The organism is Rhodobacter maritimus, from assembly GCF_058747975.1.
In genome coordinates this window covers 2,186,238-2,209,184 of record NZ_CM179095.1, presented here as the reverse complement: position 1 = coordinate 2,209,184, position 22,947 = coordinate 2,186,238, and the positions used below count along the sequence as shown (strand labels likewise).

Sequence of the window (22,947 nt, the reverse complement as noted above, 5' to 3'; positions counted from 1 at the left end):
CGTGCCGATCAGTCGCCGCCGCAGAACATGTCGTAGACCAGCTCGACGATCCGGGCGGCCTTGGGGTCGCGCAACGAATAATAGATTGCCTTGCCTTCGCGTCGACAGGTCACGATGTTTTCCAGACGAAGCCGCGCCAGTTGTTGGCTGACCGCCGCCTGCCGCGATTCCAGCAGGATCTCCAGCTCGGTCACCGATTTCTCGCCCGAGGCCAGGTGACACATGATCATCAGCCGCCCCTCATGCGCGAGGGCCTTAAGCAGGTTCGATGCCTCTTGTGCACGAACCATAAGTTCGTCCGCCTGAAGACGCAGACAACGGTCCGTCGCCACGGGCGTCGGGTCGGTTGCCTTGTCCTGTCCGTCAGGTGCCATCTGCTGCACCGCGTCCTTCCCTTGCATCGGGCGCCCGTTCGATAGGCGCGCTTGGCTGCCTTACCACGCGAATTCGCCGGAATCGAGCCTCAAGCGCGGCCCCGTTCAGGTCGGGGGAAGCAGCGCACCGGCATCTTTCAGGGCCATGCCAAGCAAGCCCCAGAAGAAATCTTCACCCGGATAGCCCTCGATCCGTCCGACTTCGACGTTATCCTTCAGCAAAAGGAAGGTGGGGGTGAAGACCGGCCGGCTTCCGATGGTGATGCCTTCGGGCCAGTCCCCGCGCAGTTGCACATGCTCCAACGGTGCGGCCGTACCCTCGGGTGTCTTCGGATAGATCGGGCCGATCTCGGCCTTCCAACGCTCGCAATAGGCGCATCCGGGCTGCTCCACCATGAGCAGGCGAAACGCCTCGGCCCCGGCCGGACCAGCCAGAAACTGCATCGCGAGAATGAAAATGGCCGAAAGTGCAAGACGCATGATTGACGCACCTTCCTTTACATATAAAAATCGTAATGTGTTTTGGTGTGCGGATCAAGGAATCGATCCGCAAGGGAGAAAGCATGATAATGGACCCGACCTACGGGGGCGCGCTTCTTGCGGGCATCCTGTCGTTCCTGACGCCCTGCATCCTGCCGATGGTGCCGTTCTACCTGTCCTACATGGGCGGAATTTCGATGGCCGAGCTGCGTGGCAACGGCCAGATCGCGCCGGGGGCGCAGCGAAGGCTGGTCTTTTCGGCCATCGCTTTTGCTCTTGGTGTGACAACGATATTCATGCTGATGGGAATGGGCGCCACCGCACTGGGCCAGGCGTTCCGGCAATGGATGCAACCCTTGTCCTATGTTGCGGCCGCGATCCTGTTCGTGTTCGGGTTGCATTTCCTGGGTGTCCTCCGCATTCCGTTCCTTTACCGCGAGGCCCGGCTTGAATCCAAGGCCGATCCCTCGAACGTGATCGGGGCCTATGTCATGGGCCTTGCCTTCGGCTTCGGCTGGACGCCCTGTGTAGGCCCCGCGCTGGCGGCGATCCTGATGGTTGCCTCGGGGATGGGGGATCTGTCGCGCGGGGCGCTGTTGCTGTTCTTCTACGGCATCGGCATGACCGCGCCCTTCATCGTCGCGGCCTTTTTCGCGCGCCCCTTCCTCGCCTTCATGAACCGCCATCGGGGTAAGCTGATGTATGTGGAAAAGGTCATGGGGGTCATGCTGATCCTGTTCGCGGTCCTGATCGCTACCGACACGCTAAGCTATATTGCCGATTTCATGATCCGCTGGATGCCCGGCATCACCTCGCTGGGCTGAGCGAAGACGGAGGAGAGAAGAATGCGACACATCCTGACCGCCGCCCTGACCGTTCTTGCCCTGGCCCTACCCCTGGGCGCGGCCGAGCTTGGCGATGACGGGCTGCACAAGACGCCTTGGATGCGCGATACGTTCAAGGATCTGCGCGAAGACCTGCAAGAGGCAAATGCTGAGGGCAAGCGCCTTCTGGTGATCTTCGAACAGCGCGGCTGCATCTATTGCACCAAGATGCACGAAGAGGTCTTTCCCGACCCCGAGATCACGCAGCTGATCGAGGATAACTATTTCGTCGTGCAGTTGAATCTGTTCGGCGATGTCGAGGTGACCGATTTCGACGGCGGGGCCATGCCCGAGAAAGACATGGCCATGAAATGGGGCGTCATGTTCACCCCCACGATGATGTTCCTGCCCGAAGAAGTGCCCGAAGATGCAACCGCCGCGCGTGCCGCCGTGGCCACCATGCCGGGCGCGTTCGGGAAGGGGACAACAAAGGCGCTGTTGACCTGGGTGAAAGATCATGGCTATGAAAGTGGAGAAAATTTCCAAAAATTTCTCGCTAGCCAGATGGCGACGCAATAATCGTTCAGATCTGTTTGTGTCGATTACACATGCAGATATTTGAATTATAGTATTGCGTCCAAACGCCGCACTCGGTTACATGGGATTCGAAAGAAGAAGAGGGAGGTCTTCTATGACACGTTACGTCGTGATGGCTGCTGCCGTTGCCACACTTACCGCCGGTGCCGCTTTTGCCGAAGTTGCGCCCACCGATGTCACCTGGGCTGAAGACGGTGCGATCGCGGAATCGCTGACCGGCACTGCGGGCGATCCCGCTTCGGGCGCCAAGATCATGACGACGAACGCCCTTGGCAACTGCGTGGCCTGCCACGAGATCTCGGCCATGCCCGACGTACCGTTCCAGGGCAATATCGGCCCGGCGCTTGATGGTGCCGCCGACCGCTGGACCGAGGCGCAGCTGCGCGGGCTCGTGGTAGATGCCAAGCACACGTTCGAGGGCACGTTCATGCCCGGCATGTACAAGACCGGGCCCTTTATCCGGCCGGGGGACGCCTATACCGGCAAGGCTGCGCCTGCCGATCTTCCGCCCATCCTGACCGCCCAGCAGGTCGAGGATGTGGTCGCTTATCTGCTGACACTCAAAGAGTGATCGGTTCGACGTATATCGAGAGGAGATGACGATGCAACTTTCCAGACGCAAAGCGCTCGGGCTTGCCATCGGCGGCGTGGCTGCCTCGATGCTGCCCCTGCGCGCAATGGCGGCGGGTGCTGAAGAGGCGATTGCCGCATTCACCGGCGGCGCGGCCGTCGGCACCGGTGGGCTGACCCTGACCGCGCCCGAGATCGCAGAAAACGGCAACACCGTTCCGGTCACCGTTGATGCCCCCGGCGCGGTTGCGATCGCGCTTTATGCAAGCGGCAACCCGACCCCGGGCGTTGCGACCTTCAACTTCGGTCCGGCCGCGGGCTCGCAAATGGCCTCGACCCGGATCCGCCTGTCGCAGACCCAGGATGTCGTCGCCGTGGCGAAGATGGCCGATGGCAGCTTCGTGCAGGCCTCGTCGACGGTGAAGGTCACCATCGGCGGCTGCGGCGGCTGATCCCAGAGTTTCGAGGAGAACGAAAATGGCAGATAACGTCAAACCGCGCGTGAAAGTGCCCTCGAAGGCCTCGGCCGGCGAAGTGGTCACGATCAAGACCCTGATCTCGCACCCGATGGAATCGGGGCAACGCAAGGACAAGGAAGGCAACCTGATCCCGCGTTCGATCATCAACCGCTTCACCTGTGAGTTCAACGGCGCCAGCGTCGTCGATGTCACCATCGAACCGGCGGTCTCGACCAACCCCTATTTCGAGTTCGACGCCAAGGTCGACGCATCGGGTGAGTTCAAGTTCACCTGGTATGACGACGATGGCTCGGTCTACGAAGACGCCAAGTCGATCGAGGTTGCCTGAGCGGCGAACATCCCCGCGCGTCAGGGAGTGCGGGGGCTAGGAAAGCTCCGCGCGCGGCGTAACGCGCGCGGCAGACACCCAGGGAGGATCATAGGAATGACGCTGCGTTACAGCCGCACCACGATGTTCGCCGCCGCCGCGCTGGCGCTTGCCTGCGGCCCCGCGATGGCCAATCCGGCCGAAGACGAGCTGGTCGTGAACGAGGAAATGACCATCACCACCAAGGCTCCGGCGGCCGCCCATCTGGACGGCCATCTGTCCGAGATCTATTCGGGCTGGCTCTTCCGCGAGGACGAGACGCGCAAGATGCAGCGCGATGATTTCGACAACCCGAACTTCGTGTTCGTCGAGCAGGGTCTGGAAACCTGGGATACCGCCGAGGGAACCGAGAACAAGTCCTGCGCCGACTGCCACGGCGACATCACCGAAAGCATGAAGGGCCTGCGCGCCACGCTGCCCAAGGTGAATGCGGCCGGCAATCTGTGGTCGATGGAAGATTTCGTCAACGATTGCCGCACCAATCGCATGGGCGCCGAGGCCTGGAAGTGGAACAGCCAGGACATGAAGAACATGACCCTGGCGATTTCGCTCCAGTCGCGCGGCATGCCTGTCGCGGTTGAGATCGACGGCCCCGCGGCCGAGTTCTGGGAGCGCGGCAAGCAGATGTATTACACCCGCTTCGGTCAGCTCGAGATGTCCTGCGCGAATTGCCATGAGGACAATTTCGGCAACTACATCCGTGCGGACCACCTTAGCCAAGGCCAGGTCAACGGCTTCCCGGTCTATCGCCTGAAGGATGCGGGCGTCGTGTCGATCCATCAGCGTTTTGTGGGTTGCGTGCGCGACACCCGCGCCGAAACCTTCGGCGCCGGTAGCCAGGAATTCCGCGAACTGGAGCTTTATGTGGCTTCGCGTGGCCTTGGGCTGGACATCGAAGGTGCGGGCGTTCGTCCCTGATTCAGGAATGCGGGGCATGGCTGGCCGTGCCCCGCATTTTTCAACTCTCACACATTCAAAATTTTATATCTGACTGTATTCGTTTGTAAATTTTCAGGTACGACCGGCGCCGGCAGGGCAGGCGCCCCAGGAAGGAGAAAAGGCGGATGATTTCGCGGCGGGAATTTCTACAGGCAAGCCTTGCGGCGTCGACGATCCTCGGGACGTCGGGGCTGTCACGTTGGTCGCGGGTCATGGCGCAGCAGGCGCTGACGCAGGATCAGCTGCTTCAGTTCGACGCCTTCGGTAACGTGACGCTGATCCACATCACCGACATCCACGCCCAGGCAAAGCCGATCTATTTCCGTGAGCCCGAGGTGAATATCGGCGTGGGCGAGGCGAAGGGCGTGCCGCCCCATGTGGTCGGCGGCGATTTCCTCAAGATGTTCAACATCGCCCCTGCAAGCCCCGATGCCTATGCGCTGACCTACGAAAACTTCACCGATCTGGCGAAATCCTACGGGCGGATGGGCGGCATGGATCGGGTGGCTACCGTGGTTAAATCCATCAAGGCCGAACGCCCCGATGCGCTGCTTCTGGACGGCGGAGATACCTGGCATGGCTCGATGACGTCGTTCAAGACGAACGGTCAGGACATGGTCAACATCATGAACAAGCTGGGCGTCGATGCGATGACCTCGCATTGGGAATGGACCTTCGGCCAGGAACGCGTGAACGAGATCGTCGAGGCGCTGCCCTTCGCCTTCCTCGGCGCGAACATCTTCGATGCCGAGTGGGACGAGCCCGCCTTCGAACCCTACAAGATCTTCGAGACCGGCGGCGTGCGCGTTGCGGTGATCGGCCAGGCCTTCCCCTATATGCCGATCGCGAACCCGAAATGGATGTTCCCCGACTACTCCTTCGGCATCCGCGAGGAACGCATGCAGGAAGTGGTGGACGAGGTCCGCGCCGAGGGCGTCGATCTGGTCGTGTGCCTGTCGCATAACGGCTTCGACGTGGATCGCAAGATGGTCAGCCGCGTGAAGGGGATCGACGTGATCCTGACGGGCCATACCCATGACGCGGTTCCCGAACCCGTTCTGGTGGGTGAGACGATCCTGATCGCCTCGGGGTCGAACGGCAAATTCGTCAGCCGCGTGGATCTTGACGTGCGTGATGGCCGGATGATGGGCTTCCGCCACAAGCTGATCCCGATCTTCTCGGACGTGATCGAACCCGATGCCGAGATGGCCGCGCTGATCGACGCCGAGCGTGCGCCCTTCAAGGCCGAGCTGGAAGAGGTGGTGGGGCAGACCGAAAGCCTGCTTTATCGCCGCGGCAACTTCAACGGCAGCTGGGATGACCTGATCTGCGACGCGATCCTGTCCGAGCGCGACGCCGAGATCGCCATGAGCCCTGGCGTGCGTTGGGGCACCACGCTTCTGCCTGGCGACAACATCACCCGCGAAGACATCCACAACGTCACCTCGATGACCTATGGCGCGTGCTACCGCACCGAAATGACCGGAGAGACGATCCACACGATCCTTGAGGACGTGGCCGACAACATCTTCAACACCGACCCCTATTACCAGCAGGGCGGCGACATGGTGCGGATCGGCGGCATGGGCTACCATATCGACATCTCCAGACCCATCGGCGAGCGTGTGTCGAACATGACGCTTCTCAAGGACGGCTCGGATATTGATCCGGCGCGCAGCTATGTGGTGGCCGGATGGGCCTCGGTCAACGAAGGCACCGAGGGCCCGCAGATCTGGGATGTGATCGAGGATCACGTCCGCAAGATCGGCACCGTCAAACTTGAACCCAACGATTCCGTCACCGTCACCGGTCTGTGATGGCGGCGCCCGATATCCCCGCAAGGGACCGAGAATGAAGGAGAATACGATGGACGAGAAGGAACGCGAAAGCGCCCCGGTCGCGTCGATGGGCCGGCGTGGTTTTTTGCGCGCGGGTGCGGCGGCGGGTGCGCTTGTGGCGGGTGCCGGCATGGCCCGCGCCAAGGGGCCTGACCCGCTGATCACCGAAGTGCAGCCTTGGGCGCAGGGGTTGGGTGATGGCGTCGATGCTACGCCCTACGGCCTGCCTATCCACTTCGAAAGCGACGTCGTGCGCCGCAATGTCAGCTGGCTGACCGCCGACACAATCAGCTCGATCAACTTCACGCCGATCCATGCGCTCGACGGTACGATCACGCCGCAGGGCTGCGCATTCGAACGCCACCACTCGGGTGCGATCGAGCTGAGCAAGCCCGACTACCGGCTGATGATCAACGGCCTCGTCGAAACCCCGCTGATCTTCACCTACGAGGATCTGGAACGTTTCCCGCGCGTGACGCGCACCTATTTCCTGGAATGCGCGGCCAATACCGGCATGGAATGGGCCGGCGCGCAGCTTAACGGTTCGCAATATACCCACGGCATGATCCACAACATGGAATATACCGGGGTCACGCTGCGCACGTTGCTGGAAGAGGCCGGGGTCAAGCCCGAGGGCAAATGGGTCTATGTCGAGGGGGCCGACGCCTCGTCGAATGGACGCTCGATCCCGCTGGAAAAGGCGCTGGACGATTGCCTTGTCGCCTTCAAGGCCAATGGCGAGGCGCTGCGCAAAGAGCATGGCTACCCCGTGCGCCTGTGCGTCCCGGGCTGGGAAGGCAACATGTGGGTGAAGTGGCTGCGCCGGATCGAGGTGACCGATCAGGCCGTGGAAAGCCGCGAGGAAACGTCAAAATACACCGACACGCTGGCCGACGGCACCAGCCGCAAATGGACCTGGGTGATGGATGCAAAATCCGTCGTCACCTCGCCTTCGCCTCAGGCGCCTATCAAGCATGGAACGGGACCGTTGGTCATTACCGGGCTTGCCTGGTCCGGCCGCGGTGCGATCAGGGCGGTGCATGTGACCGTCGATGGCGGCAAGACCTGGAAAGAGGCGCGCCTTGCCGCGCCCGGCCAGCCCATGGCCCTGACCCGGTTCTATCTGGATCACGACTGGGACGGTTCCGAGATGCTGCTGCAATCGCGCGCGATCGACGAGACCGGCTATGTCCAGCCTACCAAGGCGCAACTGCGCGAAGTGCGCGGGCTGAACTCGATCTATCACAACAACTGCATCCAGACCTGGTGGGTCAAGCCGAACGGGGAGGCCGAGAATGTCGAAATTTCGTGAACTGGTGATCGGCACCACGGTTCTGACCGCGCTTGGCGTGGCCCCGGCTTTCGCCGAGAAGATGGGCCTTGGCCGCCCTGCCTTGCCCGAAGAGATTGCCGCCTGGGATCTTGACGTCAGCCCCGACGGAACGGGTCTTCCGGTTGGTTCGGGCTCGGTCGAGGATGGCGAGATGACCTTCTCGGAAAACTGCGCGGCCTGCCATGGCGAATTTGCCGAGGGCGTGGATAACTGGCCCAAGCTGGCCGGCGGCATGGGCACGCTTGACCATGCCGACCCGCTTAAGACGATCGGTTCCTACTGGCCGCATCTGTCGACCGCCTTCGACTATGTGAACCGCTCCATGCCGTTCGGGAACGCGCAGTCGCTTGAGCCCGACCAGGTCTATGCGATCGTGGCCTACCTGCTTTACTCGAACGATCTGGTCGAGGATGACTTCGTGCTCTCGAACGAGAACTTCACCGAGGTCGTCCTGCCCAATGCCGAGGGCTTCATCGTCGATGACCGTGACACAGTGGAACTGCCGCTGTTCACGCAGGAACCCTGCATGGAGAACTGCAAGGACAGCGTTGAGATCACCATGCATGCGGCCAATCTTGACGTGACGCCAGGCGATCCGGCGGACGATGTCGAACCTGCGGCCGCAGCCGAGGAAACCATGGCCGAGCCCGAGGCCCCGACCACCGAGGAGGCCGCCGCCGAGGAAGCCCCCACGGAAGAGACAACCCCTGTCGAGGCCGCTGCTGCCGGTGTATCTGACGATGCCGAGGTGATCGCCGCTGGCGAAGCCGTGTTCAAGAAGTGCAAAGCCTGCCACAAGGTTGGCGAGGGTGCCAAGAACGCGACCGGCCCGATGCTGAATGGCGTGATCGGGCGGCATGCGGGCGCGGTCGACGGGTTCAAGTATTCCAATCAGATGCTTGAAGCTGGCGAGGGCGGCCTTGTCTGGACGCCCGAGAATATCTCGGCCTATCTGAAAGACCCCAAGGGCTTTGTTCCGAAGAACAGGATGGCCTTTGCAGGGCTGAAGAAGGACGATGATATCGCGGCCGTGATCGCCTATATCGCTGCCAACGGCGGCTGACATGAGAGGGCGGCGCAGACAGGTCCTGTTCGCCGCCCTACTGACCGTGCCGGCCCTGTCTGCCGGCGCGGAAAGTTTCAAGGCGCCCGAAGCCCGCGCCGAGATGTTTGGTGATGCAGATCACGGTGCAGGGATCTGGGACGAGTGTGCGGGCTGCCATGAAATCGGCCCGGGGGCCGGAATTCGTGTCGGCCCGCCGCTGACCGGCCTTTTCGGCCGCCGGGCGGGCAATATCGACGGATTCTCGTACTCGAAAAGCATGGCGCGCATGGGTGCGGACGGTCTGACATGGGACTGGCGCACGCTCGATGCTTATGTTGAAAATCCCAAGGCGCTCGTGTCGGGGACGCGGATGGCCTATGATGGCCTGAAGGATCCGCAGGACCGGGCCGACCTGATCGCCTTCCTGCGCCGTTATTCCGACAGGCCACAGGACATTCCGGAAGCCCCGCCGACCGCGCGCCTGCGCGAAGTGGACCTGCCGGATTCGGTTCTCGGGCTTGAGGGGGACCCGGCCTGGGGCGAATATCTGGCATCGGAATGCCAGACCTGCCACCAGCGTGATGGCTCGGACCAGGGGATCCCGTCGATCACGCCATGGCCCGAAGAAGACTTCGTGATTGCCATGCATGCCTATAAACAGAAACTGCGTCCCCATCCTGTAATGCAGATGATGGCTGGGCGCCTGTCGGACGAGGAAATCGCGGCCCTGGCCGCTTATTTCGCGTCGTTGGAGGAGTAAACGGCGCGAAACCAACAGGGAGGAGGGAGTGAGATGCAGATCAACAGACGGTTATTCCTTGGGGGGGCAGCCGCGGGGGCGGCCGTGTTGCAGGCACCGATGGTGCTGGGGCAGGGCAAGCCCAGGGTCGTGGTGATCGGGGGCGGTGCCGGTGGGGCTACCTGCGCGCGCTATATCGCCAAGGACAGCGATGGCGCGATCGAGGTGGTGCTGATCGAACCCTCCGAGGTTTACTATACCTGCTTCTTCTCCAACCTCTATCTGGGTGGGTTTCGTGATTTCGACTCGCTCGCCCACCGCTATGACAAGCTGGCGGGCGACTACGGCATCACTGTCGTGCGCGATCGGGCCGCCGGCGTGGACCGCGCCGCGCGCACCGTCGCCACCGAGGGCGGGGAAAGCTTCGGCTATGACCGGCTCGTGATTGCGCCGGGGATCGACTTCAAGGACGGTTCCGTGCCGGGATGGACGCTGGATGACGCGGAAGTCATGCCCCATGCCTACAAGGCCGGCCCGCAGACCGAGCTTCTGAAAGCGCAGATCGAGGCGATGCCCGAAGGCGGGGTCTTTGCGATGATCGCGCCACCCAATCCCTATCGCTGCCCGCCCGGCCCTTATGAGCGGATCTCGATGGTGGCCCATCTTCTGAGCCAGAAGAACCCGACGGCCAAGATCCTGATCGTCGATCCGAAGGACAAGTTCTCGAAACAGGGCCTGTTCGAGGAGGGCTGGCAGAAACACTATTCCGGCATGATCACCCGGATCGGGCCCGACATGGGCGGCACCGATTTCGAGGTCCGCCCCGGCACGATGGAAGTGGTGATCGACGGCGAGGCCGAGAAGGTCGATGTCTGCAACGTGATCCCCGCGCAGATAGCCGGAACGATCGCAGCTGCAGCCGGCGTCACTGACGGGGACTGGGCCCCGGTCAGCCCGGCCGACATGCGTTCGCGCATCGACGAGGCGGTCTTCGTTCTGGGCGATGCAAGCGCGCAGGGTGACATGCCGAAATCCGGTTTTTCGGCTAACAGCCAAGCCAAGGTCGCGGCCATGGTGATCCGTGCAGAGCTGACCGGCTCCAAGGCGTTCCCTGCGAAATACTCGAACACCTGCTGGTCGCTGATCGCCCCCGATGACGGTGTCAAAGTCGGCGCCAGCTATGAGCCGACCGACGAGAAGATCGCAAGCGTGGAAAGCTTCATCAGCCAGACCGGCGAGGATGCGGACCTGCGCAAGGCGACCTACGAGGAAAGCCTTGGCTGGTATGCGGGTATCACGGCCGACATCTTCGGCTGATCGCCTTTAACTCGAGAGGGCGGCATCAGCAGGGCCCCGAAGAAAACGACAAACGCGCCGCGGGGGGCTTCCCGCGGCGCGCCTGCAAATATCCGGTGACGTCACAACCCGCAGCGGTCGGCTGCATCCGGAGGCCGGTGCGGCGGAGCGGTCGGGCGCGTCTTGCCAGAGGGCTGCTATCGGATCACGGAGCCGACAGATTGTCGGCTTTGCCGGAACGCCCGCGCAGATGCTGCGTGCGCTGCCGCACCAGAAGTTCGCGTACGAGGGCAAGGAAGATCACACCGACTGCAATGGTATCGAACGAGAGAAAGTCCATATCAAGTCCTCCGACTGGTCTTTCTCTTCTTGCAGCCAATTGGGGCGTAAACATGACCCGGAAAGGGCAAGTTGCAGGCCCGCGCGTCAGCGTTCCAGAATCAGGCGGTCGCGGCTGAACTCGACCCGCGCGAAGCGCGTCAGATAGGCCATGCCCATCAGCGAGGTGTCCATCTCGCCTCCATTCACGACAGCGCGCAGGTCTTCGTCATGCACGGGGCCAAGGCTGATGCTGTCCAGGCGCACCGGGGCGGTGGCCACGATCCCGTTGGCGGTGCGCGCCTGCCCGATATAGGCAAGGGCGGAGGCGTCGATGCCCACGCGCTCGGCATCGCGCAGGGTCAGGACGACCTCGGTCGCGCCTGTATCGACGACGAAACGCACTGGCGTGCCGTTGACTTCGGCCATCAGGTAGTAATGACCATCGGCGGCCAGAGGGGCCTCGATCCGGCCATCCTCCAGCACGGTCTGGCGCGGCAGCACATCGCGCCGGATGTCCGACCACAGGCCCGCACCCGCCATGACGCCGACGAAGATCAGCCCCCAGACCGCTAGCTGCTGGAAGGACCGCCCCGGACGGCGGCGGAATTCGACCAGCAGATAGCCGCCCACTGCAAGAAGCAGCAGGATCAGATAGATCAGGCGCGCGGTATCGTCAGAGGCCATGCAGAGACATCCTTTCCCCATCCAGATAGGGGCGGTTGCGCGGATTTACAGCCCCCGAAAGGACGGCTCAGCCCGCGAAGACGCCGGCCCCCCGCATGCCGTCCAGGATGAACTGGATCGACAGCGCCGCCAGCAGCATCCCCAGAAGCCGCGTCACCACCATCGTGCCGGTGCGGCCAAGCGCGCGCTCGATCGGGGTGGAGAGCGCAAACAGCACAAGCACGCAGGCCAGAACCGACAGCATCACCCCGTGCACCAGCAGGACATGCACGAAATCCCCGCCCGGTTTGCCGGCAAGAAGGATCATCGTGGCAAGCGCGCCGGGCCCCGCGATCAGTGGCGTGGCAAGGGGAAAGACCGAAGGGTCGTGATGCGGCTCGGCATGCTGGCCCTCGCGCCGCTCGGTTCGCCGCTCGAACAGCATGTCAAGCGCGGTCAGGAACAGCAAAACCCCGCCCGCGATGCGGAACGCGGGCATCGAGATGCCGATGGCGCCTAGAAGCTTGTCCCCGAAAAGGCCGAACAGCGTCAGCAGCACGGCCCCGATCGCCACCGCCCGGACCCCCATGATCATGCGCGCCCGCGAATCCATCCCCTGCGTCAGGGCGATGAACAGCGGCGCAAGGCCGATCGGGTCCACGACCACGAAAAGCGTCACGAAAGCTGTGAGATATTCGGCGGTTGGCATGCACCCTCCTGCTTGCGCACGCAGATTAGAGCGCATGCGAAAGGGTTTCCAGCCGGGATATGCCCAAAAATTCATGTGCCAAAAGTCGAATCGGGCTTTGATCGGCAGCCCAGAGGTCATAAATGAAGGGGGTGAATAGCTGACCGGGCTGGTGGCCCGTGTCACGAGGAGAAAAAGATGCTCAACAATATCGGCCTTCCCGGCCTTCTTCTGATTGCCGTCGTGGTGCTGGTTCTGTTCGGCCGCGGCAAGATTTCGTCCCTGATGGGCGAAGTCGGTAAGGGGATCACGGCGTTCAAGAAAGGCGTCAAGGAGGGCAGCAAGGAAATCGAGGATGCTGCCGCGAACGACGCGCTGGACGTGACGCCGGAAAAAGACAAGGACAAGGCCTGAGCCTGACGCCCCGGCAGGGGGCGGCAACGGGGTCGGAGGGCCAAGACAGAAATGTTCGATATCGGTTGGAGCGAGCTTCTGCTGATCGGCGTCGTGGCGCTGATCGTTGTGGGACCGAAGGATCTTCCGGGTATGTTCCGCACGCTTGGCCGCTTCACCGCCAAGGCGCGGGCCATGGCCCGCGAGTTTTCGCGCGCCATGGAGGATGCCGCGAATGAAAGCGGCCTGAACGAGGCCAGCAGCAGCCTCAAGGATCTCAAGGGGCTGGCCTCGAAGAAGTCGCTCGGGCTTGATGCGCTGGAAGAGGCCGCGACGAAATTCGAGAAATGGGAACCGAAGCTGCCGGGCAAGACCAAGGCGGCTACCCCGGACCCGGCAGCCCCTGCAAAACCCGATACGATGACGCCGGCCAAGCCCGCCGCGAAGGCCAAGCCCGCGGCCAAGGCCAAAAGTGCCGCGCCGAAGACCGCCGCGAAACCGGCGGCGAAACCTGCCGCCAAGGCCGCCGCGAAACCCGCCAGGGCCGCGGAAAAATCCGGCGCCAAGCCCAAGGCCGCCCGCAAGACCCCGGCAAAGAAGGGTGACGCATGAGCGCCGACGAACAGATCGAGGATTCCGCCGCCCCGCTGATCGAGCATCTGGCCGAACTGCGCCAGCGGCTCATCTGGTCGGCGCTTGCCTTCATCGTGGCGATGGTGATCTGCTTCACCGTCTGGAACCCGATCTTCAACTTCCTGACCTCGCCCCTGTGTTCGGCCATGGCCGAGCGGGGCCATCCCGATTGCGGGCTGATCCTGATCCGGCTTCAGGAAGGCTTCTTCGTTGCCATCAACATCTCGCTTCTGGGCGGGTTTGCTTTGTCTTTCCCGGTGATCGCCTACCAGCTTTGGCGCTTCGTCGCGCCCGGTCTCTACAAATCCGAGAAGAACGCCTTCCTGCCGTTCCTGATCGCCTCGCCGATCATGTTCGTCATGGGCGCGGCCTTCGCCTATTACATCGTGACCCCGCTGGCCTTCGATTTCTTTCTGGGGTTCCAGCAGGCCGGCAGCGTCCTGTCCGAAGGGGATATCGACAATGCCACCGCGGGCATCGCCTTCCAGGGCTCGGCGCAGGAATACCTGTCGCTGACCACCAAGTTCATCCTGGCCTTCGGCCTGTGCTTCCAGTTGCCGGTGCTGCTGTCGCTTATGGGAAAGGCGGGGCTTGTCTCTTCCAAGGGGCTTGAGGGGGTGCGCAAATACGCGGTCGTGATGATCCTGATCGTCGCGGCCGTCGTGACCCCGCCCGATGTGGTGACGCAGCTCATCCTTTTCACCGTGGTCTACGGTCTTTACGAAGTGTCGATCTTCCTTGTGCGCCGGATCGAGCGGCAGCGCGAGGCGCGGCTGCGCGCAGAGGGCCTCTGGGTCGAGGACGAGGATGAGGACGGCGACGACGAAGAGACCGCGCGATGAACGATCCGATGGAGCGCATAGCCGCCGCGCTGGAGCGGCTTGCCCCCGCGCCGCAGCCCGCCCCTGATTTCGGTGCCGCAGATGCCTTTGTCTGGCATACCGCGCCCGACCGGCTGGAACCCGTGCCGCAGGTCAACCGGGTGGATCTGGCGCTTCTGCACGGGATCGACCGGGCGCGTGATACGCTTCTGGCCAACACGCTGCAATTCGCCCGCGGCGCGGCGGCCAACAACGCGCTGTTGTGGGGTGCGCGGGGCATGGGCAAATCCTCGTTGGTCAAGGCGATCCATGCCGAGATCCTGGCCCAAAGCCTGCCGCTGATCCTGGTTGAACTGGCCCGCGAGGATCTGCCCTCGGTCGGGCGGCTTCTGGCGCATCTGCGCGCCGCCCCCGCGCGCCGCTTCGTGCTGTTCTGTGACGACCTGTCCTTCAGCCATGACGATCAGCATTACAAATCCCTCAAGGCCGTGCTGGATGGCGGGATCGAGGGGCGCCCGGCGAATGTGCTGTTCTATGCCACGTCGAACCGCCGCCACCTGATGCCGCGCGACATGATCGAGAACGAACGCTCGACCGCGATCAACCCCTCCGAGGCGGTCGAGGAAAAGGTCTCGCTGTCGGACCGGTTCGGGCTGTGGCTGGGCTTCCACCCCTGCGGGCAGGACGAGTATCTGGCGATGATCGAGGGCTATTGCGCCGCCTATGGGCTTGAGATCGCGCCCGAAGAACTGCGCGCAGAGGCAGTCGAATGGCAGGCCACGCGCGGCGCGCGCTCGGGGCGTGTGGCGTGGCAGTTCTTTACCGATCTGGCCGGCCGGCGCGGTCTCGCGCTGTAAGCCCCGGCAGCCGGAAGGCGGCCCGAAGGCCGCCGCCGCCTTATTGCAGATAGCTCATCGGGTCGACGCTTTCGAAGCCGTTGCGCACCTCGAAATGGACGAAGCCGGGCTCGCCCGCGCGGACCTTGGCAATCGACTGGCCGCGCTTCACGCTGTCGCCCTTCTTGACCGAGATCCCGTCGATATTGGCATAGACCGTCAGCAGGCCGTTGCTGTGGCGCAGCACGAGGATCGGCACCTGCTCGGTATCCTTGGTGATCGCGGCGACCGTGCCCGCATCGGCGGCCTTGACCGCGGTGCCGGGGGCTGCGGCGATGTCCACGCCGTCGTTCTTCTTCTTCACATAGGGGCGGATGATCGCGCCTTCGACCGGCATCTGCATCTTCGCCGACCCCGAGGCCGCGGTGCGGCTGGCCCCCAGGTCGGGCGAGGCGGGCTTGTTCACCGGCGCGTTGGCGGCGGCGGTCTTTTCATCGGGCAGGGGCTGGGCGGCCGACGGCGGCACCGGCGTGGGCGAGCCCTGGCCGGGTATCGTGGTGCCCGATGCAGCGGGCGCGCCGCCGCTGGCGACGGGGATCAGCAGGAACTGCCCCTCACGCACGCTGAGATCCGACGGCAGGCCGTTCCAGTCGGCAAGGGCGCGCACATTGACGTTGTAGAACCGCGCGATCGAATAGGCGGTTTCGCCGCGGGCCACCTTGTGGCGCAGCGGCTCGGGGCCAGCCGGGCTGCTGGGCGCTGTGGTCGCCGGGGCGGTGGGGGCCGGGGCCGCCGTCGCGCCCTGGCTGCCCGAGGCGCGGTCGATCGCGTTCGAGGCGATCGAGGTGATGTCGATCCGTTCCGATCCGATCGTGCCCGCGGGCTCGGCCACGCGGCGGGGCAGGGCCAGCACCTCGCCCTGGTTCAGCGTGGCGTCGACAGCAACGGCGTTGTAGCGGGCAAGTTCCGTGGCGTCGATGCCGATGCGGGTGGCGACCGCCCCGACCGTATCGCCGCGATTGGCCACGGCCACCTGATAGTTCGGGTAAGAGATGATGCCCCGCGCATCGGGCTGCGGGCGCGCGGCGGTGGCCTGCCGCGCGGCATCCGAGGTGTCAAAGCCGATCCGGCCGAAATTGCGCAGATCGCCGTCGAAGCTGCCATCGGGGTCGCAGGCGGCAAGGGCAAGCGCGCTTGCCCCCAGAAGCAGGGCGTGGCGCAGGCGGGCGGGCAGGGAAAGGGTCATCGGCTCGTTCCTCGTTCTTGTTCACTTGCGGCCCTGTTTCCGGGCCTTGGCTTCACTTTTGCCGCCTCAGTCCTTGGCCAGCCCCTCGACAAGCGGCACGAAACGGACCGGGCGCAGTTCCTCGTAATCGAAGCCCTTCTCCAGGCGGCGCACCCGGATCAGGCTTTGCACCGCGTCCGACTGGCCCACGGGCAGCACCATGATACCGCCGATCTTCAACTGCGCCAAGAGCGGCCCCGGCGGATCCTCGGCCGCGGCGGTCACGATGATACGATCAAAGGGCGCCTGTTCGGGCAACCCGAAGGAGCCGTCGGTGGTGATCGTGGTGATATTGGTGATCTGGAGGGTGCGGAACAGCTCTTCGGCCTCGCGCACGAGGCGGCGGTGACGGTCCACCGAATAGACGCGCCGCGCGAGTTCGGCCAGGATCGCGGCCTGATAGCCCGAGCCGGTGCCGACCTCCAGCACCGTGTCGCGCGGCCCGACCTCGAGCGCCTGCGTCATCAGCCCCACGATCGAGGGCTGCGAGATCGTCTGCCCGCAGGCGATCGGCAGGGGCATGTCCTCATAGGCGCGCTCGGCGAACAGGCCCTTGACGAAGGGGCCGCGATCGACCCGCTCCATCGCGGAAAGCACGCGCGCATCCGTGACCCCCTTGGAGCGCAAGGCGAAGAGAAAGCGCATCTTGCGTTCGGCGATGCCTTCTTCCCCTTCGGCGTTCCCGGTCATGCCAGCCGCGCCTCGAGATCGCTCAGGATGTCATGCGCGGTCAGGTCCGCGCGCATCGGCGTGACCGAGATATAACCCTCGAGGTTGACGGCGACATCGGTGCCGGGGGCGGTGGGCTTGTGCTGCGGCCCCCCGGTGATCCACAAAAACTTGCGCCCCGAGGGCGAGACATGCGGCTCGACCCCGAAGAACGTGTCGGTGCGGTAGCCCTGCGCCGCGACCTTGTGGCCCCTGACCTTCGCGCCGGAAATGGGCGGGAAGTTCACGTTGTAGAAATAGCGGTAATCGCCGCCGTCCCAACGCCCCTTGTCCAGAAGCGCGCGCACGATGGCGGCGCCATGCCGGCGCGCGGCGTCGAACGGATCGTCCAGATCGTCGGTTTCCGGCCCCATGAACTGCGACAGCGCGATGGCCGGAATGCCCTGAAGCGCTGCCTCCATCGCGCCGCCCACCGTGCCCGAGTAAAGCGCGTTTTCCGCGGCGTTGTTGCCGCGATTGATGCCCGAAAGCACCAGATCGGGCGCCTGCCCGCGCAGAACCTCGTAAAGGCCGGCCAGAACGCAATCGGCGGGGCTGCCCTCGGCGGCATAGCGGCGCGGCTCCAGCCGGGCGAGCATCATCGGGTGGGTGTAGCTGATGCAATGGCCCACGCCCGACTGCTCGAAAGCCGGGGCAACGGTCCAGACCTCGCCTTCGGGGCCGGCGATCTCCTGCGCGATTTCGGACAGGACCTGAAGGCCCGGTGCGTTGATGCCATCGTCATTGGTGATGAGAATACGCATACCGCCCCCCCGAATGTGCCGCGTCGTCCCTGATTAGCCCGCGCAAACGGGGGCGTAAAGTCAATGGCGGGCGTTTGGTGCGATTTCGGCGCCCGGCCTAAAGCAGGGCCAGGATCCGTTCGGCCTCGGCCTGCGGATCGGCAAGGCCTGCGCGGTCTTCGCCGGGGAAGAAGCGCGCCCGTGTCGCGGTGGGCATCGGCGCGGGTCGGTCGATCAGCACGCGCGGGCCGATCTTCGCGGTTTCGGCCTGCCAGCTGCGGGCAAGCGCGATCTGCGCGGCCTTGGTGGTGCCGTAGGCGCCAAAGAATTTCTGGCCGGCGTGGTCGTCCTCGAAGAACAGCGCGCTGCCCTTTCCGGCCAGCAGGAGCGGCTCGATCAGCGGCACGAGCGTGGCCGTAGCCGTCAGGTTCGTGGCGATCGAGCGGGTCATGTCCTTGGCGTCGATATGGCCTGCGGGCGCCAGCGGTGCCGCATGCACCGCGCAATGCGCCCAAAGCTGCAACCCGCCCCAACGCCCCGCGACCGAGGCCGCAAGATGGGCCATCGCCTCGGGTTCGGTCACGTCCATGGGCGCAAGCGTCGCCGAACCGCCCGCCGCCTGGATCCTGTCATCCAGCTCTTCCAGCGCGCCGGTGGTGCGGGCGACGGCAAGCACATGCCAGCCTTCGCGGGCCAGGGCCAACGAAAGTGCTGCGCCCAACCCGCGCGAGGCACCTGTCACAAGGGCGATCTTCTGGGAAGGCATCGTCGGGGGCGTTTGCGTTGTGGATTCCATGGCGGCGCTTTGGCACAGCCGCGCGCCCCGCGCAAGAGTGCGGCGCGAAGGTGCGACCTGAGGGCGCGGCCGAAGGGGTTTGCAGTTATGCGAATTTGCAGCCCTGGCCTTGCAACGGCTTTGCAACATCGCGCATCGCTTGCGTCACGCCGTTGACATTGCGCGCGCCTGCGGCAAAAGTGCACGCCAACGCGGCATTCAGGTGAAAGGCTCCTCTCATGACGCTTTCCAAGGCTCTCCTCGCCCGTCAGTCGTTTCTGACGCAGGCTCTTATGGTTCTGGGCGGTTCGCTCGTGGTGGGTATGTCGGCGCAGGTCAGCGTGCCGATGTTCCCGGTGCCGATGACGCTTCAGACGCTGGCGATCTCGATCATCGGGCTCAGCTATGGCTCGCGGCTGGCGGCGGTGACGCTGATCGCCTACCTGGCCGAGGGCGCGATGGGCCTGCCGGTCTTTGCCGGCGGTGCGGCGGGTGCGCAGCACCTGATGGGCCCGACGGCGGGCTTCCTGTGGGGCTTTGTCGGCATGGCCTGGCTGACCGGCTGGCTGGTCGAGCGTGGTCTGGACCGTGGCTTCTTGCGGCTGTTCATGGCGGCAATCGTGCCGGCGATGCTGCTGTTCGTTCCGGGCGTGGGCGCGCTGATGCTGGTCACCGGCATGGCCGCGGGCAAGGCGCTTGCCGTCGGCATGACGCCCTTCGTTCTGGGCGCGCTGGTCAAGGCGGCGATCGCCGCGGTCACGCTGATGGGGGGCTGGGCCGCCCTCGGCGGGCGCAAGGGCTAAGCACCCGTCCAACCCGATCCGGAAGCGCCGCCCTTCGGGGCGGCGTTTTCATTTTCCGGCCTTGAGGCGCTTCAGGGCGGCTTCGCACATGCCAAGCGCAAGCCATTGGCAGGGGGTGCAGATCTGTTGCAGCGCGTCGTCGGGCAGGGTTTTCATGCGGGCCTGCGCCTCGGCCCAGCTCAGCCGCGTGCCCGGCTCCAGGCCAAGCGCTTGGGCATGTGCCGCGTCCAGCCAGCCGATCCGCGCGGCGCTTTCGCACCCCGTCCCGCGCCGCGAGGGGCAGGGCGCGCAGATGTCGTCCGCCGCGCCCACCACCTCGATCTCGGTCGTGCCGCCCCCCGGCGCGCGCAAACGTCCGACCACGATCCCGGCCATGTTCTGCGTGAACCCGGCCGAATATCCCTTGCCCTCGAAGCCAAGCGCGCAAAGGAAATGATGGGGGCGAAAGCGGATCGGCTGATCGGTCATCGCGGGCATCCTTCGGGATATGGCGCCCGGCCGGGGCGCCGAAACGGCACGGGGCCGGGACTTGTCGTCCCGGCCCCGCAAATCCGCGGTGCAGGCCGCTTAGCGGGCCGCAACCTGGAGATAGTCGCGCTTGGTCAGGCCGGTGTAAAGCTGACGCGGGCGGCCGATCTTGTTCTGCGGGTCCGAGATCATCTCTTTCCATTGCGCGATCCAGCCGACGGTGCGCGACAGCGCGAAGATCGGCGTGAACATCGAGGTGGGGAAGCCCATCGCCTCGAGGATGATGCCCGAGTAGAAATCGACGTTCGGGTAGAGCTTTTTCGAAACGAAATACTCGTCCTCGAGCGCGATCCGCTCCAGCTCCTTGGCGACCTGAAGCGTCGGGTTGTTGTGGATGCCCAGAAGGTCCAGCACCTCATCGGCGCTTTCCTTCATCACCTTGGCGCGGGGGTCGAAGTTCTTGTAGACCCGGTGGCCAAAGCCCATCAGGCGGAACGGATCGTCCTTGTCCTTCGCGCGCGCGATGAATTCGGGGATACGCTCGACGGTGCCGATCTCGCGCAGCATTTCCAGGCAGGCCTGGTTGGCGCCGCCATGTGCCGGACCCCAGAGGCAGGCGATGCCGGCCGCGATGCAGGCGAAGGGGTTCGCGCCCGACGAACCGGCCAGACGCACCGTCGAGGTCGAGGCGTTCTGTTCGTGATCGGCGTGCAGCATCATGATGCGGTCCATCGCCTTCGCAAGCGCGGGCTCCACATGATAGGTTTCGGCCGGGACCGAGAAGCACATGTGCAGGAAGTTCGAAGCGTAATCGAGATCGTTGCGCGGATAGACGAAGGGCTGGCCGACCGAATACTTGTAGGCCATCGCCGCGATCGTCGGCAGCTTGGCGATCATGCGCATCGCGGCCACTTCGCGCTGCCAGGGATCGTTGATGTCAAGGCTGTCGTGATAGAAGGCCGACATCGCGCCGACCACGCCGACCATGGTCGCCATCGGGTGGCTGTCGCGGCGGAACCCGCGGAAGAAGTTGTGGATTTGCTCGTGCAGCATCGTGTGGCGAGTGATGCGGTTCTCGAAATCGAGCATCGCGGCCTCGTCCGGCAGCTCGCCGTTCAGCAGCAGGTAGCACACCTCGAGATAGTGCGAGTGGTCCGCCAGCTGCTCGATCGGATAGCCGCGATAGAGAAGCTCTCCCTTGTCGCCATCGATATAGGTGATCGCGGAATCGCAGGCTGCGGTCGAGGTGAAGCCGGGATCGTAGGTGAAAACATCCGCCTGTGCGTAAAGCTTGCGGATGTCGAGGACATCCGGGCCCACGGTCGGGCTAAGAACCGGAAGATCATAGCTTTTCCCGTCGAGCGTCAGCGTGGCGGTTCTTTTCGATTCAGCCATTTATATCCCTTTCCTGTGGTCCGGCTGGGCCGCGCCGGCGTGTCTTGCTACCGGTGTCACCGGGAAAGTGCGGCCAGGCCTCAGGCCGCCTGATCATTCAACCTGGCCAGGGTTTCGTCCGGACCAAGAACAAGCATCATGTCGAATACGCTGGGTGTGACCGCGCGTCCCGCAAGGGCGGCACGCAGGGGGGCGGCAAGCTTGCCAAGACCCGTCCCATGCGCCTGTGCGACCTGTTGCACGGTGGCTTCCAGTGTCTCGCGCGTCCAGCTAGCATTTTGCATCTGCGGCGTCAATTCTTTCAGTATACCACGGGATACCGGATCGAGGGCTTTCGCCGCCTTCTCGTCCATCGAAATCGGCCGCGATGTCAAAACGAAGTGAGCCTTTTCAAGGAGTTCCGGAAACGTCTTGGCGCGCTCCTTCACGCAGTAAAGCGCGCGGGCCAGCCCGTCGCACTGTTTCTCGTTCAGCGGGGGCTGGCCGGAGGCCTCCAAATATGCCTCAATTTCAGGCAGAAGCCCGGCATCGGACATCGCGGCGATGTGCTGGCCGCAGATATTCTCGAGTTTCTTGAAGTCGAGCCGCGCCGGAGCGCGCCCGATTCCCGACAGATCGAACCATTCGCGGGCCTGGGCGTCGGTGAAGAATTCGTCGTCCCCATGGCTCCAGCCAAGGCGGCACAGATAGTTGCGGATCCCGGCGGCGGGAAAGCCCATGGCCTGATATTCCTCGAGCCCGACCGCGCCGTGGCGCTTGGACAGTTTCTTGCCGTCCACGCCGTGGATCAGCGGGATATGGGCAAAGACCGGCACGTCCCATCCCATCGCGTGATAGATCTGGACCTGGCGTGCGGCATTGGTCAGGTGGTCATCCCCCCGGATCACATGGGTCACGCCCATGTCATGGTCATCGACAACCACGGCAAGCATGTAGGTAGGTGTCCCATCCGAACGTAAACACACCATGTCATCAAGCTGGTCGTTACGGAAGGTGACGTCGCCCTGCACCTGATCGGCGATCACGGTCACGCCTTCCCTGGGGGCCTTCAGGCGCACCACATAGGGGGCATCTGGGTGGCTGGCGGGGGCGGCATCGCGCCACGGGCTCTGGAACAGGGTCGAACGCCCCTCGGCGCGGGCGGCCGCGCGGAAGGCGTCGATTTCTTCCTGCGTGGAGAAGCACTTGTAGGCATTGCCGCGGGCCAGCATCTCATGGGCCACTTCGGCATGGCGGTCGCGCCCGGCGAACTGGCTGACGGCCTCTCCGTCCCAGTCGAGGCCAAGCCAGGTCAGCCCCTTCAGGATCGCCGCCGTCGCCTCGGGGGTCGAGCGGTCGCGGTCGGTATCCTCGATCCGCAGCAGGAACTTGCCCCCGCGGCCACGGGCGTAGATCCAGTTGAAAAGCGCCGTCCGGGCGCCGCCGATATGCAGGTAGCCCGTGGGCGAGGGGGCGAAGCGGGTGACGATCTGTTGGGTCATAGGGGCGTTAACCTTTCGGAAACCATGCAGCCCGTAGGCTTTCCCCGTGATCC

General features: G+C 64.2%; 28 protein-coding genes. 16 read left to right on the top strand and 12 right to left on the bottom strand.

Features of this window, described 5'->3' with window-relative positions:
- Window positions 1-8: 8 nt before the first annotated feature.
- Together AC4PTO_RS11335 and AC4PTO_RS11330 are read right to left on the bottom strand one after the other, a co-directional pair.
- Complete coding sequence (locus tag AC4PTO_RS11335) at window positions 9-401, bottom strand: ArsR/SmtB family transcription factor (protein ID WP_492728535.1); 393 nt, start codon at window positions 399-401, stop codon at window positions 9-11.
- Window positions 402-479: 78 nt separating this feature from the next.
- Window positions 480-854 carry a hypothetical protein gene (locus tag AC4PTO_RS11330; protein ID WP_492728533.1) on the bottom strand — a complete coding sequence of 125 codons (375 nt, stop codon included), beginning with the start codon at window positions 852-854 and terminating at the stop codon, window positions 480-482.
- Between the two features lie 86 nt (window positions 855-940).
- On the opposite strand from AC4PTO_RS11330, the gene AC4PTO_RS11325 reads away from it, so the two are divergent.
- From AC4PTO_RS11325 to AC4PTO_RS11275, 11 genes are all read left to right on the top strand, one after another.
- Window positions 941-1,678 carry a cytochrome c biogenesis CcdA family protein gene (locus AC4PTO_RS11325; protein WP_492733605.1) on the top strand — a complete coding sequence of 246 codons (738 nt, stop codon included), beginning with the start codon at window positions 941-943 and terminating at the stop codon, window positions 1,676-1,678.
- A gap of 21 nt (window positions 1,679-1,699) precedes the next feature.
- Entirely contained in the window at window positions 1,700-2,257 is a 558-nt protein-coding gene (locus AC4PTO_RS11320) for a thioredoxin family protein (protein ID WP_492728531.1), read from the top strand.
- 112 nt (window positions 2,258-2,369) lie between these two features.
- Window positions 2,370-2,846, top strand: a complete 477-nt coding sequence (gene soxX / locus AC4PTO_RS11315) for a sulfur oxidation c-type cytochrome SoxX (protein WP_492728529.1) — start codon at window positions 2,370-2,372, stop codon at window positions 2,844-2,846.
- Between the two features lie 31 nt (window positions 2,847-2,877).
- Window positions 2,878-3,297 (top strand): thiosulfate oxidation carrier protein SoxY, encoded by a 420-nt coding sequence (gene soxY, locus AC4PTO_RS11310; RefSeq protein ID WP_492728527.1) that lies wholly within the window; start codon window positions 2,878-2,880, stop codon window positions 3,295-3,297.
- Between the two features lie 25 nt (window positions 3,298-3,322).
- Window positions 3,323-3,652, top strand: a complete 330-nt coding sequence (gene soxZ / locus AC4PTO_RS11305) for a thiosulfate oxidation carrier complex protein SoxZ (protein ID WP_492728525.1) — start codon at window positions 3,323-3,325, stop codon at window positions 3,650-3,652.
- Between the two features lie 96 nt (window positions 3,653-3,748).
- Window positions 3,749-4,609, top strand: coding sequence for a sulfur oxidation c-type cytochrome SoxA (gene soxA / locus AC4PTO_RS11300; protein ID WP_492728523.1), 861 nt, complete (start codon window positions 3,749-3,751; stop codon window positions 4,607-4,609).
- A gap of 146 nt (window positions 4,610-4,755) precedes the next feature.
- Window positions 4,756-6,447, top strand: coding sequence for a thiosulfohydrolase SoxB (soxB, locus tag AC4PTO_RS11295; protein ID WP_492728520.1), 1,692 nt, complete (start codon window positions 4,756-4,758; stop codon window positions 6,445-6,447).
- Between the two features lie 49 nt (window positions 6,448-6,496).
- Complete coding sequence (gene soxC, locus AC4PTO_RS11290; protein WP_492728518.1) at window positions 6,497-7,780, top strand: sulfite dehydrogenase; 1,284 nt, start codon at window positions 6,497-6,499, stop codon at window positions 7,778-7,780.
- Complete coding sequence (locus AC4PTO_RS11285) at window positions 7,764-8,864, top strand: c-type cytochrome (protein WP_492728514.1); 1,101 nt, start codon at window positions 7,764-7,766, stop codon at window positions 8,862-8,864. The genes soxC and AC4PTO_RS11285 overlap by 17 nt, the downstream gene beginning before the upstream one ends.
- Window position 8,865: 1 nt before the next feature.
- Window positions 8,866-9,606, top strand: coding sequence for a c-type cytochrome (locus AC4PTO_RS11280; RefSeq protein WP_492728511.1), 741 nt, complete (start codon window positions 8,866-8,868; stop codon window positions 9,604-9,606).
- 33 nt (window positions 9,607-9,639) lie between these two features.
- Window positions 9,640-10,902: an FCSD flavin-binding domain-containing protein gene (locus tag AC4PTO_RS11275; RefSeq protein ID WP_492728510.1), complete on the top strand. Its 1,263-nt coding sequence runs from the start codon at window positions 9,640-9,642 to the stop codon at window positions 10,900-10,902.
- A 184-nt stretch (window positions 10,903-11,086) separates the two neighbouring features.
- Here the strand turns inward: AC4PTO_RS11275 and AC4PTO_RS11270 are convergent, their stop codons facing one another.
- From AC4PTO_RS11270 to AC4PTO_RS11260, 3 genes are all read right to left on the bottom strand, one after another.
- Entirely contained in the window at window positions 11,087-11,221 is a 135-nt protein-coding gene (locus tag AC4PTO_RS11270) for a hypothetical protein (RefSeq protein WP_492728507.1), read from the bottom strand.
- Window positions 11,222-11,307: 86 nt separating this feature from the next.
- Window positions 11,308-11,886: a retropepsin-like aspartic protease family protein gene (locus tag AC4PTO_RS11265; protein ID WP_492728505.1), complete on the bottom strand. Its 579-nt coding sequence runs from the start codon at window positions 11,884-11,886 to the stop codon at window positions 11,308-11,310.
- A 67-nt stretch (window positions 11,887-11,953) separates the two neighbouring features.
- The gene (locus tag AC4PTO_RS11260; RefSeq protein WP_492728503.1) at window positions 11,954-12,574 is read right to left on the bottom strand and encodes a MarC family protein; all 621 of its coding nucleotides are present in this window, start codon (window positions 12,572-12,574) and stop codon (window positions 11,954-11,956) included.
- A gap of 177 nt (window positions 12,575-12,751) precedes the next feature.
- Between AC4PTO_RS11260 and AC4PTO_RS11255 the strand changes: the two genes are divergently transcribed.
- From AC4PTO_RS11255 to AC4PTO_RS11240, 4 genes are read left to right on the top strand one after another with little or no spacing between them, the layout of a single operon-like run.
- A complete protein-coding gene (locus AC4PTO_RS11255; RefSeq protein ID WP_492728501.1) occupies window positions 12,752-12,967 on the top strand; it encodes a twin-arginine translocase TatA/TatE family subunit in 216 nt (71 codons plus the stop codon).
- A gap of 51 nt (window positions 12,968-13,018) precedes the next feature.
- The gene (tatB, locus tag AC4PTO_RS11250; RefSeq protein WP_492728499.1) at window positions 13,019-13,558 is read left to right on the top strand and encodes a Sec-independent protein translocase protein TatB; all 540 of its coding nucleotides are present in this window, start codon (window positions 13,019-13,021) and stop codon (window positions 13,556-13,558) included.
- Entirely contained in the window at window positions 13,555-14,421 is an 867-nt protein-coding gene (gene tatC / locus AC4PTO_RS11245) for a twin-arginine translocase subunit TatC (RefSeq protein WP_492728497.1), read from the top strand. The genes tatB and tatC overlap by 4 nt, the downstream gene beginning before the upstream one ends.
- Window positions 14,418-15,257: an ATP-binding protein gene (locus tag AC4PTO_RS11240; protein ID WP_492728495.1), complete on the top strand. Its 840-nt coding sequence runs from the start codon at window positions 14,418-14,420 to the stop codon at window positions 15,255-15,257. The genes tatC and AC4PTO_RS11240 overlap by 4 nt, the downstream gene beginning before the upstream one ends.
- A 40-nt stretch (window positions 15,258-15,297) precedes the next feature.
- On the opposite strand, the gene AC4PTO_RS11235 is transcribed toward AC4PTO_RS11240, so the two are convergent.
- From AC4PTO_RS11235 to AC4PTO_RS11220, 4 genes are all read right to left on the bottom strand, one after another.
- Complete coding sequence (locus AC4PTO_RS11235) at window positions 15,298-16,482, bottom strand: peptidoglycan DD-metalloendopeptidase family protein (protein ID WP_492728493.1); 1,185 nt, start codon at window positions 16,480-16,482, stop codon at window positions 15,298-15,300.
- A gap of 66 nt (window positions 16,483-16,548) precedes the next feature.
- On the bottom strand, window positions 16,549-17,211 hold the full coding sequence (locus tag AC4PTO_RS11230; RefSeq protein ID WP_492728490.1) for a protein-L-isoaspartate(D-aspartate) O-methyltransferase: 663 nt from the start codon (window positions 17,209-17,211) through the stop codon (window positions 16,549-16,551).
- Window positions 17,208-17,993 carry a 5'/3'-nucleotidase SurE gene (gene surE, locus AC4PTO_RS11225; protein WP_492728488.1) on the bottom strand — a complete coding sequence of 262 codons (786 nt, stop codon included), beginning with the start codon at window positions 17,991-17,993 and terminating at the stop codon, window positions 17,208-17,210. Before surE ends, AC4PTO_RS11230 begins: the two co-directional genes overlap by 4 nt.
- A 97-nt stretch (window positions 17,994-18,090) precedes the next feature.
- Window positions 18,091-18,768, bottom strand: a complete 678-nt coding sequence (locus AC4PTO_RS11220) for an SDR family NAD(P)-dependent oxidoreductase (protein WP_492728486.1) — start codon at window positions 18,766-18,768, stop codon at window positions 18,091-18,093.
- 218 nt (window positions 18,769-18,986) lie between these two features.
- Here AC4PTO_RS11220 and AC4PTO_RS11215 point away from each other — a divergent pair, with 218 nt between their 5' ends.
- Complete coding sequence (locus tag AC4PTO_RS11215; protein WP_492728484.1) at window positions 18,987-19,550, top strand: biotin transporter BioY; 564 nt, start codon at window positions 18,987-18,989, stop codon at window positions 19,548-19,550.
- A 48-nt stretch (window positions 19,551-19,598) separates the two neighbouring features.
- Here AC4PTO_RS11215 and AC4PTO_RS11210 read toward each other — a convergent pair whose 3' ends face one another.
- The 3 genes from AC4PTO_RS11210 to gltX form a co-directional block, all read right to left on the bottom strand.
- Window positions 19,599-20,018, bottom strand: coding sequence for a DUF1284 domain-containing protein (locus AC4PTO_RS11210; protein WP_492728479.1), 420 nt, complete (start codon window positions 20,016-20,018; stop codon window positions 19,599-19,601).
- 99 nt (window positions 20,019-20,117) lie between these two features.
- On the bottom strand, window positions 20,118-21,413 hold the full coding sequence (locus AC4PTO_RS11205) for a citrate synthase (RefSeq protein WP_492728477.1): 1,296 nt from the start codon (window positions 21,411-21,413) through the stop codon (window positions 20,118-20,120).
- Between the two features lie 80 nt (window positions 21,414-21,493).
- Window positions 21,494-22,894: a glutamate--tRNA ligase gene (gltX, locus tag AC4PTO_RS11200; protein ID WP_492728475.1), complete on the bottom strand. Its 1,401-nt coding sequence runs from the start codon at window positions 22,892-22,894 to the stop codon at window positions 21,494-21,496.
- Between the last annotated feature and the right edge of the window lie 53 nt (window positions 22,895-22,947).